At 58.7% G+C, this 14,266-nt stretch carries 13 protein-coding genes; 10 read left to right on the top strand and 3 right to left on the bottom strand.

The window, feature by feature from the left end; genetic code table 11:
- Nucleotides 1-30: 30 nt before the first annotated feature.
- Entirely contained in the window at nucleotides 31-498 is a 468-nt protein-coding gene (locus tag GQF03_RS01235) for a type II toxin-antitoxin system RatA family toxin (RefSeq protein ID WP_161337365.1), read from the top strand.
- On the opposite strand, the gene GQF03_RS01230 is transcribed toward GQF03_RS01235, so the two are convergent.
- The 3 genes from GQF03_RS01230 to GQF03_RS01220 are packed head-to-tail and all read right to left on the bottom strand — an operon-like array spanning nucleotide 488 to nucleotide 2,611.
- Nucleotides 488-988 (bottom strand): CinA family protein, encoded by a 501-nt coding sequence (locus GQF03_RS01230; RefSeq protein WP_161337364.1) that lies wholly within the window; start codon nucleotides 986-988, stop codon nucleotides 488-490. The genes GQF03_RS01235 and GQF03_RS01230 overlap by 11 nt on opposite strands.
- A complete protein-coding gene (locus tag GQF03_RS01225; protein WP_161337363.1) occupies nucleotides 975-1,463 on the bottom strand; it encodes a phosphatidylglycerophosphatase A family protein in 489 nt (162 codons plus the stop codon). Before GQF03_RS01225 ends, GQF03_RS01230 begins: the two co-directional genes overlap by 14 nt.
- On the bottom strand, nucleotides 1,460-2,611 hold the full coding sequence (locus GQF03_RS01220) for a bifunctional 2-C-methyl-D-erythritol 4-phosphate cytidylyltransferase/2-C-methyl-D-erythritol 2,4-cyclodiphosphate synthase (RefSeq protein WP_161337362.1): 1,152 nt from the start codon (nucleotides 2,609-2,611) through the stop codon (nucleotides 1,460-1,462). The genes GQF03_RS01225 and GQF03_RS01220 overlap by 4 nt, the downstream gene beginning before the upstream one ends.
- 128 nt (nucleotides 2,612-2,739) lie before the next feature.
- Here GQF03_RS01220 and dusB point away from each other — a divergent pair, with 128 nt between their 5' ends.
- From dusB to hfq, 9 genes are all read left to right on the top strand, one after another.
- On the top strand, nucleotides 2,740-3,726 hold the full coding sequence (gene dusB, locus GQF03_RS01215; RefSeq protein WP_161337361.1) for a tRNA dihydrouridine synthase DusB: 987 nt from the start codon (nucleotides 2,740-2,742) through the stop codon (nucleotides 3,724-3,726).
- A 1-nt stretch (nucleotide 3,727) separates the two neighbouring features.
- On the top strand, nucleotides 3,728-4,849 hold the full coding sequence (locus tag GQF03_RS01210) for a two-component system sensor histidine kinase NtrB (protein WP_161337360.1): 1,122 nt from the start codon (nucleotides 3,728-3,730) through the stop codon (nucleotides 4,847-4,849).
- Between the two features lies 1 nt (nucleotide 4,850).
- Nucleotides 4,851-6,293: a nitrogen regulation protein NR(I) gene (gene ntrC, locus GQF03_RS01205; RefSeq protein WP_161337359.1), complete on the top strand. Its 1,443-nt coding sequence runs from the start codon at nucleotides 4,851-4,853 to the stop codon at nucleotides 6,291-6,293.
- Between the two features lie 102 nt (nucleotides 6,294-6,395).
- The gene (locus GQF03_RS01200) at nucleotides 6,396-8,609 is read left to right on the top strand and encodes an ATP-binding protein (RefSeq protein WP_161337358.1); all 2,214 of its coding nucleotides are present in this window, start codon (nucleotides 6,396-6,398) and stop codon (nucleotides 8,607-8,609) included.
- Nucleotides 8,610-8,611: 2 nt separating this feature from the next.
- Nucleotides 8,612-10,018, top strand: a complete 1,407-nt coding sequence (gene ntrX / locus GQF03_RS01195) for a nitrogen assimilation response regulator NtrX (protein WP_161337357.1) — start codon at nucleotides 8,612-8,614, stop codon at nucleotides 10,016-10,018.
- Between the two features lie 33 nt (nucleotides 10,019-10,051).
- Nucleotides 10,052-11,428 carry a Trk system potassium transporter TrkA gene (gene trkA, locus GQF03_RS01190; RefSeq protein WP_161337356.1) on the top strand — a complete coding sequence of 459 codons (1,377 nt, stop codon included), beginning with the start codon at nucleotides 10,052-10,054 and terminating at the stop codon, nucleotides 11,426-11,428.
- Nucleotides 11,429-11,433: 5 nt separating this feature from the next.
- Nucleotides 11,434-12,921 (top strand): TrkH family potassium uptake protein, encoded by a 1,488-nt coding sequence (locus GQF03_RS01185; RefSeq protein ID WP_161337355.1) that lies wholly within the window; start codon nucleotides 11,434-11,436, stop codon nucleotides 12,919-12,921.
- Between the two features lie 14 nt (nucleotides 12,922-12,935).
- Nucleotides 12,936-13,793 (top strand): D-amino-acid transaminase, encoded by an 858-nt coding sequence (locus GQF03_RS01180; protein ID WP_161337354.1) that lies wholly within the window; start codon nucleotides 12,936-12,938, stop codon nucleotides 13,791-13,793.
- 214 nt (nucleotides 13,794-14,007) lie between these two features.
- Complete coding sequence (gene hfq, locus GQF03_RS01175) at nucleotides 14,008-14,250, top strand: RNA chaperone Hfq (RefSeq protein ID WP_161337353.1); 243 nt, start codon at nucleotides 14,008-14,010, stop codon at nucleotides 14,248-14,250.
- The last annotated feature ends 16 nt before the right edge of the window (nucleotides 14,251-14,266 follow it).

Here is a 14,266-nt window from a genome sequence, read left to right as displayed (position 1 = left end):
TCAATGCCGTGTATGGGTAAAAAGTAGAGTATGCCGACACATGCCGAAAAGCGGGTACTTCCCTATAAGCCCAAAGAAATGTTCGATCTGGTCGCGGCGATTGACAGATATAATGAATTCCTGCCCTGGTGCATCGGTTCGCGGATCAAGGAGCGCAGGGATAATGTAGTTCTTGCCGACCTCGTGATCGGGTTCAAGCTGTTCCGGGAGAAATTCACCTCGAAAGTGACGCTTGACGAGGAGAATATGCGGATCGACGTGGAATATATGGACGGGCCCTTCCGCTACCTCAATAATCACTGGCAGTTCAACGATCATCCCGATGGATGTGAAGTGGATTTTTTCGTCGATTTCGAATTTCGCTCAATGATCCTGCAAAAGACCATCGGCATGCTGTTCAACGAGGCGGTGACCCGCATGATCACTGCTTTTGAGGGCCGGGCGCGGGATCTGTATGGCGCTCCCGCTGCCCCGGCGCCGCGACCGACTAACGGCTGAGGGCGTCGCGCAGCATTTCCAGCGCGGTTTTGACGGTGGCGAGGCGGACTTCCGACCGGCCAATATCACCATATTCCATCTTCCGATGCTCCGCGATGCCTTCTTCGGTCGCGACCGCAAAATGAACGAGGCCGACCGGTTTGTCGGGACCGCCACCGCCGGGGCCCGCAATGCCGGTCACCGCGACAGTGATATCAGCGCCCGCCGTTTTTAACGCGCCGAGCGCCATCTCCCGCGCTGTCTCTTCCGAAACCGCGCCATGGGCCCGCAAAATCTCGGTGCTGACGCCGATCACGCGGGCCTTCGCCTTGTTGCTGTAGGTGATAAAGCCGCGATCGAACACATCGGAGGAACCGGCGATATCCGTAAGCGCGCCGCCGATCAGGCCGCCCGTGCAGGATTCCGCCGTCGCCAGCTGCCATTTCCTCTGGCGGCATTTTTCAAGGACGTCTGTTGCCAGCGTTTCGATCTCATTGCTAAAAATGCCCATAATACACCTTTTTTATGATCACCAGCAGGACCGAGCCGATCAATCCCGCCACATAGTCGTCGATCATGACGCCGAAGGCGCCTTTGACCTTCCTGTCGAGCCAGCCGATGGGCCAGGGTTTCAGGATATCAAGGGCGCGGAAAATCACGAAAGCAAGCAGGATCATGAGCGGGCTCAGATCCGCCGCATGGAGGGTCAGCCAGATTCCCGCGACCTCGTCGATCACGACTTCACCCGGATCGGATTTTCCCGTCCGTTCCAGATAGATTTTCGTGCTCCACCAGCCGATGAGAAGCGCAATCAGCGACGCCATCCCGAGCGCCGGGGCGCCGAAATAGTATAAAACCAGGATACCGAACGGAAGCGCGGCGAGGGAACCGACCGTTCCCGGCGCTTTCGGGGAAAGCCCGCTCCAGAACCAGGTGGAGAGAATGACGGCCGGATGCCAGAGGGAGAGGGGCGCCGTCTTGCTCATTCGGGAAGTCTCACGGTTGCGACGGCCTCTGCGGCGATGCCTTCGCCCCGCCCGGTGAAGCCGAGCTTTTCCGTCGTCGTGCCCTTGACGCTCACTCGCTCCTCGGAAATGTTCAGGATTTCCGCAATTCGCCTCCGCATGGCGGCGCGGTGCGGGCCGATGCGCGGGGCTTCGCAAATGACCGTAAGATCGACATGATTGATCATGCCGCCCCGGGCCGCGACAAGGGACGCCGCATGGGCAAGGAATCGGTCGGACGGCGCGCTTTTCCAGCGGGCGTCCGAGGGTGGGAAATGGGTGCCGATATCGCCCTCTCCGATGCTGCCCAGCAGGGCGTCGGTCAGCGCATGAAGCGCAACGTCCGCATCCGAATGACCTTTCAGTTTCTTGTCATGGGTGATGTGAATGCCGCCGAGCCAGACGCCATCACCTGCGGTGAAGGCGTGAACGTCAAACCCGAACCCCGTCCGGATGTCCGTGAGGTCCCTCTGGATAATCCGGCGGGCCTTCTCAATGTCTTCTGCCGTGGTGATCTTGAAATTGCCGGACTCGCCCTCCACCATCGCAACCTCTATCCCGGCGCGCGTCGCCACCGCTGTGTCATCGGTCAGCGCCTCACCGGCAAAGGTCCGGTGCGCGGCGAGGATGGTGGGATAAGTGAAGCCCTGCGGTGTCTGCGCGGCGACAATCTCATCACGGTTGAGGGCCCCGGTAATGCGTTCATCCGCGAAGGTCTTGAGGCTGTCGATGACCGGAAGGGACGGGAGAACGGCGTCTGCCCCTTTAAGCCTGTCGAGACAGCGGCTGATCAGGTCATGGCATACAAAAGGCCGCGCGGCGTCATGAATCAGGACAAATTCGGGCGGTGCGCCTGTCAGGCTTTCGAGCCCATTGTGGACCGATTCCTGCCGCTCACTCCCGCCCGTGACCGGCGGAAGCAGGGAGAGTCCGTCGACCGCGGCTTCATAGAGCGCCCGGTCGGCATCGCTGATAACCACGCAGACATTATCGATGTCGGGATGCTCGAGAAAGGCGTCAATGCTTCGGCGGAGGATGGTTTTTCCCGCAATTTCAATATATTGCTTCGGAAGTTCCTGGCCGGTGCGGCGGCCTTTTCCGGCAGCGACGATAAGGGCGGTTGTTGTCATGCGCCGACAATAGTTCGCGAATTTGAAAGGTTCAATAAAATTGACCGGATCCGAATGAATCTGTTGCAGTGCGGCAAAGACCCGCCTATAGTGCCTAATTATTAGTCAATATAAATTTTGCATAAAAAATGGTCATTCATATTGGTTCCATCACCATAGATCCTCCGGTTTTGCTGGCGCCGATGGCGGGCATTACGGACCTGCCGTTCCGCCGCCTGGTCTCCCGCTACGGGGCGGGGCTGGTATTTTCCGAAATGGTGGCCAGCAAGGCGATGGTCGCGGAAACCCGCCGCTCGCTGCGTATCGTCCGCTCAGAGAAGGATGATCAGCCGATGGCAGTCCAGCTCGCCGGCTGCGATCCCGAGATCATGGCGGAGGCGGCGAAGCTCAACGAGGATATGGGCGCGCGGATTATCGATATCAATATGGGCTGCCCGGTGAAAAAAGTTACCTCCGGCATGGCCGGGTCCTCGCTTATGCGCGATCTGGACCATGCGGCGGGAATTCTGGATGCGACGGTCAAGGCGGTGAATATTCCGGTCACGCTCAAAATGCGCACCGGCTGGGATGACGAGAGCCGCAATGCGCCGGAACTTGCCCGCATCGCTGAGGAATGCGGTATCCGGATGCTCACCGTGCATGGCCGGACCCGTTGCCAGTTTTTCAAGGGATGGGCGGACTGGCGGTTTATCGGCGAGGTCAAGCGCGCCGTTTCCCTTCCGGTGATCGTCAATGGCGATATTCAGACGGTGGAGGATGCGGCGCTTGCCCGGCAGCAGTCCGGCGCCGATGGCGTGATGATCGGCCGCGGCTGCTATGGCCGCCCCTGGTTCGTCGCGCAGGTTGCCGCCTTTCTTGACAGCGGCGCGCGTATTTCCGATCCGGACTATGCGGAACAGAAGGATATCCTGCTCGAGCATTATGACGCGCTGCTTGCGCTTTATGGCGAGGACGTCGGCGTTCGCGTCGCGCGGAAACATCTCGGCTGGTATACGGAACGGCTGCCCGGCGGGGAGAGTTTCCGCCAGACCGTCGTGCGTCTCACTGACCGCCACCAGGTGCGCCGCGAAATCGATTGTTTTTATGAGGCCCTGCAAATGAAGGAAAGCGCGTAACATGGCCCTTTCTAATCCTTTTAGCAGCACGAAGCGCAAGAAGACGGATGTCGATGCGCTCTCCGTGCTAAATGCGCTTCCCGATCCGCTGATCGTCGTCGATGACGACGGCTATATCTGCATGACCAACCCGGCGGGGGAGGAGTTTTTTGCGCTTTCGGCGAAGAAGCTGCTGCGCATGACGGTAAATGAAATCGTGCCTTTCGACAGCCCCCTCATCGGCCTGATCGAGCAGGTCCGGGCGATGGGCGATTATGTATCGGAATATGGCGTCGACCTCGGCACGCCGAAAATCGGCATCAAGAACGTCAATCTCCAGGCGTTCCTGCTCTATGGCACGTCCAATGTCGTTGTCCAGATCGAGGAACGGACGATCGCCGCGAAGATGGACCGCCAGCTGACCCATCGGGGTGCCGCCCGTTCGGTGACGGCCATGGCGATCATGCTAGCCCATGAAGTGAAGAACCCGCTTTCAGGCATTCGTGGATCGGCGCAGTTGCTCGAGATGAATGCCTCCGATGCCGACCGGGCGCTCACCCGCCTTATCTGCGACGAGACGGACCGCATCTGTGCGCTTGTCGATCGCATGGAGGCCTTTTCCGACGACCGGCCGATTGATCGGGACGCGGTCAATATCCATGAAGTGCTGGAACATGTCCGCCGCGTCGCCGAAGCCGGTTTCGGGCGGAATGTTACCTTTCGTGAAAATTACGATCCCTCGCTCCCCTTTGTCTATGGCAATCGCGACCAGTTGATCCAGGTGCTGCTCAATCTTGTGAAGAACGCGGTCGAGGCGGCGCCCGAAGACGGCGGCGAGATCACCCTCAGCACTGCCTATCGTCACGGCATCCGCCTGGCGGTGCCAGGTGCGCAGGAAAAGGTTCAATTGCCGCTCGAAGTCGGGGTGCAGGATAACGGCCCCGGCATACCGGAAGAGATCCTGCCGCATATTTTCGATCCCTTCGTCACGACCAAGGCAGGCGGCAGCGGGCTGGGCCTCGCTCTCGTCGCCAAGATCGTCGGCGATCACGGCGGGATTGCGGAGTTCGAGTCGTCGGAAGAGGGCAGCAAGGTACTGATCCGGCTGCCTGTCTATAATTTCATTAAAACGGATACGGAATAAAATGCCCGGAACCATATTAGTCGCAGATGACGACCAGAGTATTCGCACCGTGCTGGAACAGGCGCTTTCGCGGGCGAATTATATCGTCCGCTCCACCGGCAACGCGGCCACCCTCTATAACTGGGCGCTGGAAGGGATTGGCGACATCATCCTGACCGATGTGGTCATGCCTGACGAGAATGGTCTTGATCTGCTGCCCAGAATTAAGAAGATCCGCCCGGAACTGCCGGTCGTGGTGATGAGCGCGCAGAATACGCTGCTGACCGCGATCAAGGCGACGGAGCGGGGGGCCTATGACTATCTGCCCAAGCCTTTCGATCTGAAATTGCTGTTGCAGGTCGTCGAACGGGCGCTTTCCAAACCCAAGAAAGCGGCCAGCCGGTTCGGCGCGCAGGAGGATGAGGAGACGAAAACGCCGCTCATCGGCCGCTCGCCCGCCATGCAGGAGATCTATCGCGTGCTCGCGCGCCTCATGGGTACGGATCTTACGGTTCTTGTCTCCGGCGAGAGCGGCACGGGCAAGGAGCTCGTCGCCCGGGCGCTGCATGAATATGGCAAGCGGAAAAACGGACCGTTTGTGCCGATCAATATGGCGGCGATCCCGAAGGAACTGATCGAATCCGAGCTGTTCGGTCATGAAAAGGGGGCGTTCACGGGCGCCGATTCCCGCGCCATCGGCCGGTTCGAGCAGGCCCAGGGCGGCACGCTTTTCCTCGATGAAATCGGCGATATGCCGATCGAGGCGCAGACGCGCCTGCTCCGTGTCCTGCAGCAGGGGGAATATACCACCGTCGGCGGCCGGACGGCCATCAAGACGGATGTGCGCATCGTCGCGGCAACCAACCGCGATCTCCGGCAGTTTGTGCGGCAGGGGCTGTTCCGCGAGGATCTCTATTACCGGCTAAATGTCGTGCCATTGCGGTTGCCGCCGCTGCGCGAGCGGGCGGAGGATATTCCCGATCTCGTCCGGCATTTCCTTGCGCAGGCAAGGGATGAGGGCCTGCCGGTCAAGAGCATCGACAAGGAATCGCTCGAGGCGCTGAAGAAGCATAAATGGCCCGGCAACGTCCGGGAACTTGAAAATATGGTCCGCCGTCTGGCGGCGCTCTATTCCGATGATGTCATCAACCTGTCGGTTATCGAACAGGAACTGCAGCCGCAGGAGATCGGCACCTCCGAAGAGCGGCTGCATGAGGATGAAAGCCTCGGCATGGCGGTTGAGCGGCATATCGCGAAATATTTCGCTGCCCATGCCGGCGGGCTCCCGCCGAGCGGCCTGTATGAGCGGGTGATCCGCGAAGTCGAACGGCCGCTGTTGTCGCTCTCCCTTGAGGCGACGAACGGAAATCAGATCAAGGCCGCCGATCTGCTCGGCGTGAACCGCAATACGCTGCGTAAAAAAATCCGGGATCTGGATATTCAGGTTGTGCGCGGGCTCAAGTGATGCTTAAATGCCACAATGTGGTATTTTGATCGAAAAGCCGGAGGAGGCCAGATTCTCTGGTCCGCCCGGACCGCATCATGACAGGGTCGGTCGGGGGACATTGTGGCAGAATCGCAGCACAATAATGTGAAGCAGCCGTTTTCCTTCGTTCGCTGGACGAAGAAGATCGGACTAGGGCCCAAAACCTCTTTCTTCGTGGCCATGCTGGCCATCGCCAGCGGGATCGCGACCTATGAATCCCTGACGATCGATAATCCGGCCTATACCCGGGCGCTGCTGATCGCCGATGTGGTAATCGTCGTCATTCTCGCCGCCATCATCACGCACCGCGTGATCAGAACCTGGCGCAAGGGACAGTTGGGCGGGTCGGGCAGCATGATGCACCGGCGCATCCTGCGCCTCTTCTCTCTGATTGCCGTCGCGCCGGCGCTCATGGTTGCGCTCTTCTCGGCGCTCTTCTTCAATATCTATTTCCAGCGGCATTTCTCCGATCCGGTCAATATGGCCGTCTCGGAATCGATTGTTGTTGCCGATGCCTATATCAAGGAGCATATCCAGAATATCCAGTCTGATGTTCTGGCGATGGCGGCCCAGATAAATCGGGCACCGACGCGCGTTCTGGAAAACCGGGCCCTGTTCGATTCCTATCTCAGCGACCAGGTCATCGCGCGCAACCTGAGCGAGGCAGTGGTTGTCGACGGCAACCAGAATATTATCGCCCAGTCGGATCTCAGCTTCGCGCTCGAATTCGACAAGATCAAGCCCGAGTTCTTCAATGAGGCGAGGGAGCGCGAAGTGGTCATTACCACGAATGAGGGCGATGACCAGGTTCGCGCCCTGATCCGGCTTGACCGGCTGCTTGACGGCTTTCTCTATGTCGGCCGGTTTATCGAGCCGCGCGTGCTCGCCCATATGGAGCGGACCCGTGCCGCCGCCGCGGAATATGAGGAATTGAAGGAAGAGGGCTTTGGCATTCAGATCCAGTTTGCCGTCATTTTCTTTATTATTTCGCTGATGGTGGTGCTGGCGGCCGTCTGGTTCGGGCTCGTGATCGCCTCCCGTCTGGTCGGGCCGATCGAAAGCCTTGTGAAGGCGGCGGAGAGAGTGCGTTCCGGCGATCTTTCGGCCAAGGTGGATGAAAGCCGTGCCTATGATGAAATGGCGATGCTGAGCCGCGCCTTCAACCGGATGACCGAGCAGTTGTCGACGCAGCGACAGGAGCTGGAAGAAACCAACGAGAAGCTCGACGAGCGTCGTCGGTTTACCGAGGCCGTGCTTTCCGGCGTGTCGTCCGGCGTTATCGGCCTCGACAAGCAGGGTTTCATCCATCTGCCGAACCGCAAGGCGACGGAACTCCTCGGTCTGACGGAGGAGGAGATGATCGGCAAGGCGATCCGGGAGATACAGCCGCAGATGGCGGGGCTGCTAGATGAAATCCGCGACAAACCCTACCGCGTGGCAGAGCGGCAGATCCAGCTTCAGGCCGGGAACCTGCATCGTCACCTGCTGGTTCGCGCGGCCGCTGAAATATCCATGGGAAGCATTCAGGGGTTCGTCGTGACATTTGACGATATCACCGACCTTGTCTCGGCGCAGCGGATGGCGGCCTGGGGTGATATCGCGCGGCGCATCGCCCATGAGATCAAGAACCCGCTCACGCCCATCCAGCTCTCGGCGGAGCGGATCAAAAGGAAATACGGCCGCCAGATCCAGGAGGATGTGGACATTTTCAACCAGTGCACCGATACGATTATCCGTCAGGTCGGGGATATTGGGCAGATGGTCGATGAATTCTCCTCCTTTGCGCGGATGCCGACGCCGGTGTTCAAGCCCGAGGATCTGGGCGAATTGGTCGGGCAGGCGATTTTCCTCCAGAAAATCGGGCATCCGGAAATCGACTATGAGTATGAGACACCGAAATCGCCGATGATCTGCGCCTGCGACGCACCGCAGGTCAACCGGGTGCTCACCAATCTCCTGCAGAACAGCGCTGATGCCATCGAAGGGCGGGATGACACCGGGGAATCGCTGCCGAGGGGAAAGATCGCCGTCGATATCCGAATGGTTGCCGATGAGATTTTTGTTGAAATCCGGGACAACGGGCGTGGACTGCCGAAGGAAAACCGCAGCCGCCTGACAGAGCCGTACGTGACCCACCGCGAGAAGGGAACCGGCCTTGGTCTGGCGATTGTCAACAAGATTATGGAGGAGCATGGCGGCAGCCTCGCCATGACGGATGGAGAGAACGGGACGGGCGCTTGTGTCAGGATTGCCTTTCCGGTCAGTGAAGCGAACTTGAAAACAGGGAATGACTAACAATGTCTGCAGACATTCTGATTGTTGATGATGAATCCGATATCCGGGAGCTTGTCGCGGGAATACTGGAAGACGAAGGCTATGAAACCCGCATGGCGGCGAACAGTGACCAATGCCTTGCGGAAATCGCCCATCGTCGGCCGAGCCTGGTTATTCTCGATATCTGGCTGCGCGGCAGCAAGCTGGATGGCATAGAGATTCTCCAGGCCGTTAAAAAAGACCATGCGGATCTGCCGATCCTGATGTTTTCCGGCCATGGCAATATCGAAACGGCGGTCCAGACGATCAAAATGGGCGCCTATGACTTTATCGAGAAGCCGTTCAAGGCCGAACGCCTGATCCAGCTTGTCGACCGGGTTCTCGAAGCGGTGCGGCTTCGGCGGGAGGTTGCGGATCTGAAGACCCGCGGCGGGGAAGTGATGACAGAACTGATCTGCCGCTCGAATGTCATGATCCAGTTGCAGCAATCTATCGAAAAGGTCGCGCCGACGAACAGCCGCGTGCTCATTACCGGGCCCTCCGGCGCCGGCAAGGAAGTCGTCGCCCGACTTATTCACAACCGCTCCCATCGCAAGGAGGGGCCGTTCATTGTGCTGAATGCGGCGACGCTCGCGCCGGACCGCCTCGAAATACAGCTGTTCGGTGTCGAGGATGGCCGCATGAGCTCGGTCAAGGGCGCGCGCCGGGGGCTGCTGGAGCAGGCCCATGGCGGCACGCTTTTCCTGGATGAAATCGCCGACATGCCGATGGAGACGCAGGGCAAGATCCTGCGCGTGCTCGTCGATCAGTCGTTCCAGAGGGTTGGCGGCACGGAAAAGATCAAGGTTGACGTCCGGATCATTTCCTCCTCCAGCCGCGACCTGAAGGAGGAAATGGCCAACGGCCGCCTGCGGGAGGATTTGTACCACCGTCTCGGCGTGGTGCCGGTTTCGGTCCCGTCGCTCAAGGAACGGCCGGAGGATATCGGCCCGCTCGCGCGGTATTTTGTCGAGCGATTCTCGAAAAGCGCCGGCCTGCCCATGCGCAAGATCGGCGAGGATGCGATCGCCACCCTGCAGGCATCGGCCTGGCCCGGCAACGTGCGTCAGCTCAAGAATGTTATCGAGCAAATCATGATCCTTGCGACCGGCGACCGCACAGCGCCGATCACGGCGAATATGATCCCGGCGGATGCCGGCTCCGCCCAGTCGATCATGGTCGGGCAGAATGACAATACGGAGATCATGGCGCTCCCCTTGCGTGAGGCGCGCGAACGGTTCGAAAAGGAATATCTCGAGGCGCAAATCAATCGGTTTGGCGGAAATATTTCGCGTACCGCGTCATTTGTTGGTATGGAAAGGTCCGCGTTGCATCGCAAGCTGAAGACGCTCGGTGTGAGCAACGGGGAGCGCAAACGCTCTCCGGAGTAAGTGCGGATATTGGCGTAGGGGGATATTGAGGCGATGAAGGTTATCGTTTGCGGCGCAGGTCAGGTGGGCTCGAATATCGCGCGGCAGCTCGCCCGGGAAAACAACGATGTCACGCTGATCGACCAGTCGGCGGAGCTGGTCCGCAAGATCGGCGATGAGCTCGACGTCCGGGCCATGGTCGGCCATGCGTCCCATCCGGATGCCCTGGAGCGGGCAGGGGCCTATGATGCCGACATGATTATCGCCGTGACCTACAGCGACGAGGTCAATATGGTCGCCTGCCAGATCGCGCATTCGATCTTCGATATCCCGAAGAAAATTGCCCGTATCCGCGCGTCTCAATATACCAATCCGCTCTGGGCGCATCTGTTCAGCCGGGAAAACCTGCCCATCGATGTGATTATCTCCCCGGAGAACGAGGTCGCCCAGGCGATCGAGCGGCGGCTGAAGGTGCCCGGTGCTTTCGACACCGTGTCGTTCGCCGACGGGAAGGTGCAGGTGATCGGCGTACGGCTTGATGAAAGTTGCCCGATCGTCAATACCCCGCTCAAACAGCTGACCGAACTATTTCCCGACCTTAATGTCATCGTTGTCGCCATCTACCGCGACGGCAAGATGATTGTCCCGGCCAGCAATGACCAGATGTTCCCCGGCGACGAGGTTTACTTCGCTGCGGACGTCAACCATGTGGCGCGGGCGATGCCGCTTTTCGGTCACGAGGAGCAGGAGGCGCGCAGCATCGTCATTGTCGGCGGCGGCAATATCGGCCTTCATCTCGCCCAGTTCGTCGAGAAGAACATGAAAAATGTCTCGCTCAAGCTGATCGAGTATAACAAGGCCCGCGCGGAGAAAATCACGGACGATCTGGAGCGGGCGGTGGTCCTTCATGGCAGTGCGCTCGACCCCGACCTGCTGCAGGAGGCAAATGCGTCGCGGGCCGAAACGATCGTCGCGCTCACCAATGATGATCAGGTGAATATCCTCTCATCGCTGCTTGCCAAGGGGCAGGGGACCAAAACGGCGGTCACGCTTATCAACAATCCGGTATTCGGCAACTTGGTGACCTCGCTCGGGATCGAGGTTGTCGTCGATCCGCGCGCGACGACGGTATCGGAAATTCTCCGTCATATCCGCCGCGGACGCATTCGCGGCCTGCATTCCTTCCGCGATGGCGCCGCCGAGGTGGTCGAGGGGGATGCCCTTGAAACCTCGCTTCTGGTCGGCAAGCCGCTGCGCGATATCAAGCTGCCGCCCGGCACGATCATCGGTGCGGTAATCCGGGGCAACGAGGTGGAGATCCCGCGCGGCGATTCGGTCATCCAGGCCGATGACAGAGTGGTGATCCTAGGCCTTCAGGAGTCGATCCAGAAGGTGGAGGAAATGTTCTCCGTCGGCCTCGAGTTCTTCTAGACATCATGCTGTTCGCCCCTGTCTTTACATTTGTCGGCTGGGCGCTGGGCTTTCTTTCAGCCCTGATGGCGGTGCCGATCCTGTTCGCGCTCGCGCAAGGGCAGTCGGAACTCGCCCTCAGTTTTCTCATTTCGGCAATCGTTACGCTGTTTTTCAGTGGCGGGCTGATCCTGGCCATGCGGCGGGAAATCACGATCCTTGGCCGGCGCGAAACCTTTCTCGCGGCAACGCTGATCTGGATCATGGTGCCAGCCTTCGCCGGGCTTCCCTTTTACCTGAGCGATGCCATTCCTTCGGCGACCAATTCCTATTTCGAGGCGCTGTCGGGCTTCACGACAAATGGCGCGACGGTGATTGATGACCTCAATGTTCAGGCCCGCGCCATATTGCTCTGGCGCAGCATGATCCAGTGGACCGGCGGGTTCGCGATCATCGTGTTCCTGTCGATCCTTGCCAGCGCCTTCAATTCTCCGGGCAATAACCCGCTCAGGCGGGCGATCGCCAAGAACAGCCGGCGCCGGGTCTCTCGCCGTGTCGGTTACGCGGTATTTTCGCTCCTCAAGATCTATGCCCTGCTGACGGCCATCTGCATCGTTGCCCTCTGGATTGCCGGAATGTCCGCCTTCGATGCAATCTGTTATGCGTTCAGCACCCTGTCGACGGGCGGTTTCATGACCTCCAATTCCGCCGGGACCGCCTTCGCGAGCCGGGCGATCGAGGTGGTGCTGATGGTCTTCATGATTGTCGGGGCGGTGAATTTCTCGCTGCACTGGTCGTTCTTCAACGGCGACCGGCAATCCTATTTCAAGGATCCGGAATACCGCTATCTTCTGGTCACGATCGTCTTCGGCAGCTTTTTCGTCTTCTTCCTGATGATGACGCAGACGGATATGTCGATACCGGACACCCTCCGCTATGCGGTGTTCAATACCGTTTCCGCGATCACGACGACCGGTTATAACCTGCCGCTCATCTCCGGGCAGGGCGAATATTACTGGCCGCTCGGCGCGCTATTCCTTGTGCTTGTGTTGATTACCATCGGCGGATCCACGGGGTCGACGGCGGGCGGCATCAAGCTTATGCGCATCAGCATCCTGATGAAGGTCGCCAATACGGAAGTAAATCGCCTCAGTTTTCCGAGCAGCGTTTACGTCATGAATTATGGCGGACAGAGGGTCCTGCGGGAACAGATTCTCTCGGCCTGGGTATTTTTCGTGCTCTATTGCGTGGCGATTGTGTTTGTTACGCTGATTCTCGCGTACAACGGTCTCGATCTTCAATCCTCGCTCTCGCTGGCGGTCACCAATCTGGCGAACGCGGGATCGGCGGCGCAGCCCCTTATTACCGATGTTGTGGTGGGGCAGGAGAATTTTGTCAGTTACGAGGCCTTACCGAAATTTTCGAAATGGGTATTATGTGTCACTATGTTGCTTGGACGGCTTGAATTCATTGCCGTGCTTTCGTTACTCAATCCGGCCCTATGGCGGCGTTAACAGGTTAGGAAAAAATGTCCAGAATTGCTTATGTAAACGGTCAGTATGTCCCGCATCGCGACGCCAGCGTTCATATCGAGGATCGCGGGTATCAGTTCGCCGACGGGGTCTATGAGGTTGTTACTGTTACCGGCGGCCGGATGATCGACGAGGAGGGGCATCTCGACCGGCTCTGGCGCAGCCTGAATGAGCTCAGGATGGCGCCGCCGATGAAGCGCGCGCCCCTGAAAATGGTCATGCGGGAGGTCATTCGACAGAACGGCATCCGCGACGGCATCATCTATCTGCAGGTGACCCGGGGGGTTGCGCCGCGCGATCATCCGTTCCCGAAAAACACGCCGTCGTCCCTTGTCATGACGGCAAAGCGTTTGTCGATGGCCAAGGCGGCGAAGACGGCGGAGCAGGGGGTCAGCGTCATCACGGTGCCCGATATCCGCTGGACCCGCCGCGATATCAAGTCGGTATCCCTGTTGCCGAATGTGCTGGCCAAGCAGGAAGCCAAGGACCGGGGCGCCTATGAGGCGTTTCAGGTCGATGATGACGGCATGGTAACGGAGGGGAGCTCAACCAATGCCTGGATCGTGACAAAGGAAGGCCGGATTGTCACCCGGCCTACGAGTAATTCCATTCTGGCGGGGATCACGCGGGCCTCCCTCATCCGGGAGCTGGAGAAGAACGATATCGAGATCGAGCTGAGAAGCTTTTCGGTGGAGGAATTGCTTGACGCCAAGGAGGTGTTTCTGACCAGCAGCACGTCTTATGTTCTGCCGGTGGTAAAGGTCGACGACCAGGTCATTGGAAACGGCCATCCCGGAATTGTCTCGCAGAAGCTGAGATCGATTTACGAGAATTTCATGGCGGGTGAGGTCTAGACCGGTTTCGCCCTTTGTAGGTGTAACTGTGCTTTTTATGCCAATTACGTAATTTGTTGCAATTTTGGCGTGATAATGCTTGAGTTTAACGTGAGAAATCCTTATGTCAGGGAAACTTTTTTGCCTTTTATTTGCGATACGGGCCAACCGAACCCTGATTGGACTGTAAAAAAGGTAATTTGAACATTAAATGGCAGACGAGAGATAATTCGAGATGGGCGCTGAAAAGTCACAGAATGTACAGGATGTTTTCCTTAACAAGGTACGCAAGGACAAGGTGCCGGTAACGGTATTTCTGGTTAACGGCGTCAAACTTCAGGGCTCCATCAGCTGGTTCGATAATTTCAGCGTTCTGTTGCGCCGCGACGGTCACGAGCAGCTTGTCTATAAACATGCCATCTCGACGGTCATGCCGGCGGGCCCGATCCAGCTTTTTGATCCGTCAGCCGAAAGCTGAACCCATTTCCCTCATG

The sequence above is a fragment of the Sneathiella chungangensis genome (assembly GCF_009882935.1).
GTDB classification, from domain to species: domain Bacteria; phylum Pseudomonadota; class Alphaproteobacteria; order Sneathiellales; family Sneathiellaceae; genus Sneathiella; species Sneathiella chungangensis.
This window is presented reverse-complemented; position numbering and strand designations above follow the sequence as displayed.

Coding starts and splice junctions, on each gene's coding strand:
- dusB (WP_161337361.1), top strand. CDS start 2,740: ATGGTCATTCATATTGGTTCCATCACCATAGATCCTCCGGTTTTGCTG.
- GQF03_RS01220 (WP_161337362.1), bottom strand. CDS start 2,611: ATGACAACAACCGCCCTTATCGTCGCTGCCGGAAAAGGCCGCCGCACC.
- trkA (WP_161337356.1), top strand. CDS start 10,052: ATGAAGGTTATCGTTTGCGGCGCAGGTCAGGTGGGCTCGAATATCGCG.
- ntrC (WP_161337359.1), top strand. CDS start 4,851: ATGCCCGGAACCATATTAGTCGCAGATGACGACCAGAGTATTCGCACC.
- GQF03_RS01230 (WP_161337364.1), bottom strand. CDS start 988: ATGGGCATTTTTAGCAATGAGATCGAAACGCTGGCAACAGACGTCCTT.
- GQF03_RS01210 (WP_161337360.1), top strand. CDS start 3,728: ATGGCCCTTTCTAATCCTTTTAGCAGCACGAAGCGCAAGAAGACGGAT.
- GQF03_RS01225 (WP_161337363.1), bottom strand. CDS start 1,463: ATGAGCAAGACGGCGCCCCTCTCCCTCTGGCATCCGGCCGTCATTCTC.
- ntrX (WP_161337357.1), top strand. CDS start 8,612: ATGTCTGCAGACATTCTGATTGTTGATGATGAATCCGATATCCGGGAG.
- GQF03_RS01185 (WP_161337355.1), top strand. CDS start 11,434: ATGCTGTTCGCCCCTGTCTTTACATTTGTCGGCTGGGCGCTGGGCTTT.
- hfq (WP_161337353.1), top strand. CDS start 14,008: ATGGGCGCTGAAAAGTCACAGAATGTACAGGATGTTTTCCTTAACAAG.
- GQF03_RS01235 (WP_161337365.1), top strand. CDS start 31: ATGCCGACACATGCCGAAAAGCGGGTACTTCCCTATAAGCCCAAAGAA.
- GQF03_RS01180 (WP_161337354.1), top strand. CDS start 12,936: ATGTCCAGAATTGCTTATGTAAACGGTCAGTATGTCCCGCATCGCGAC.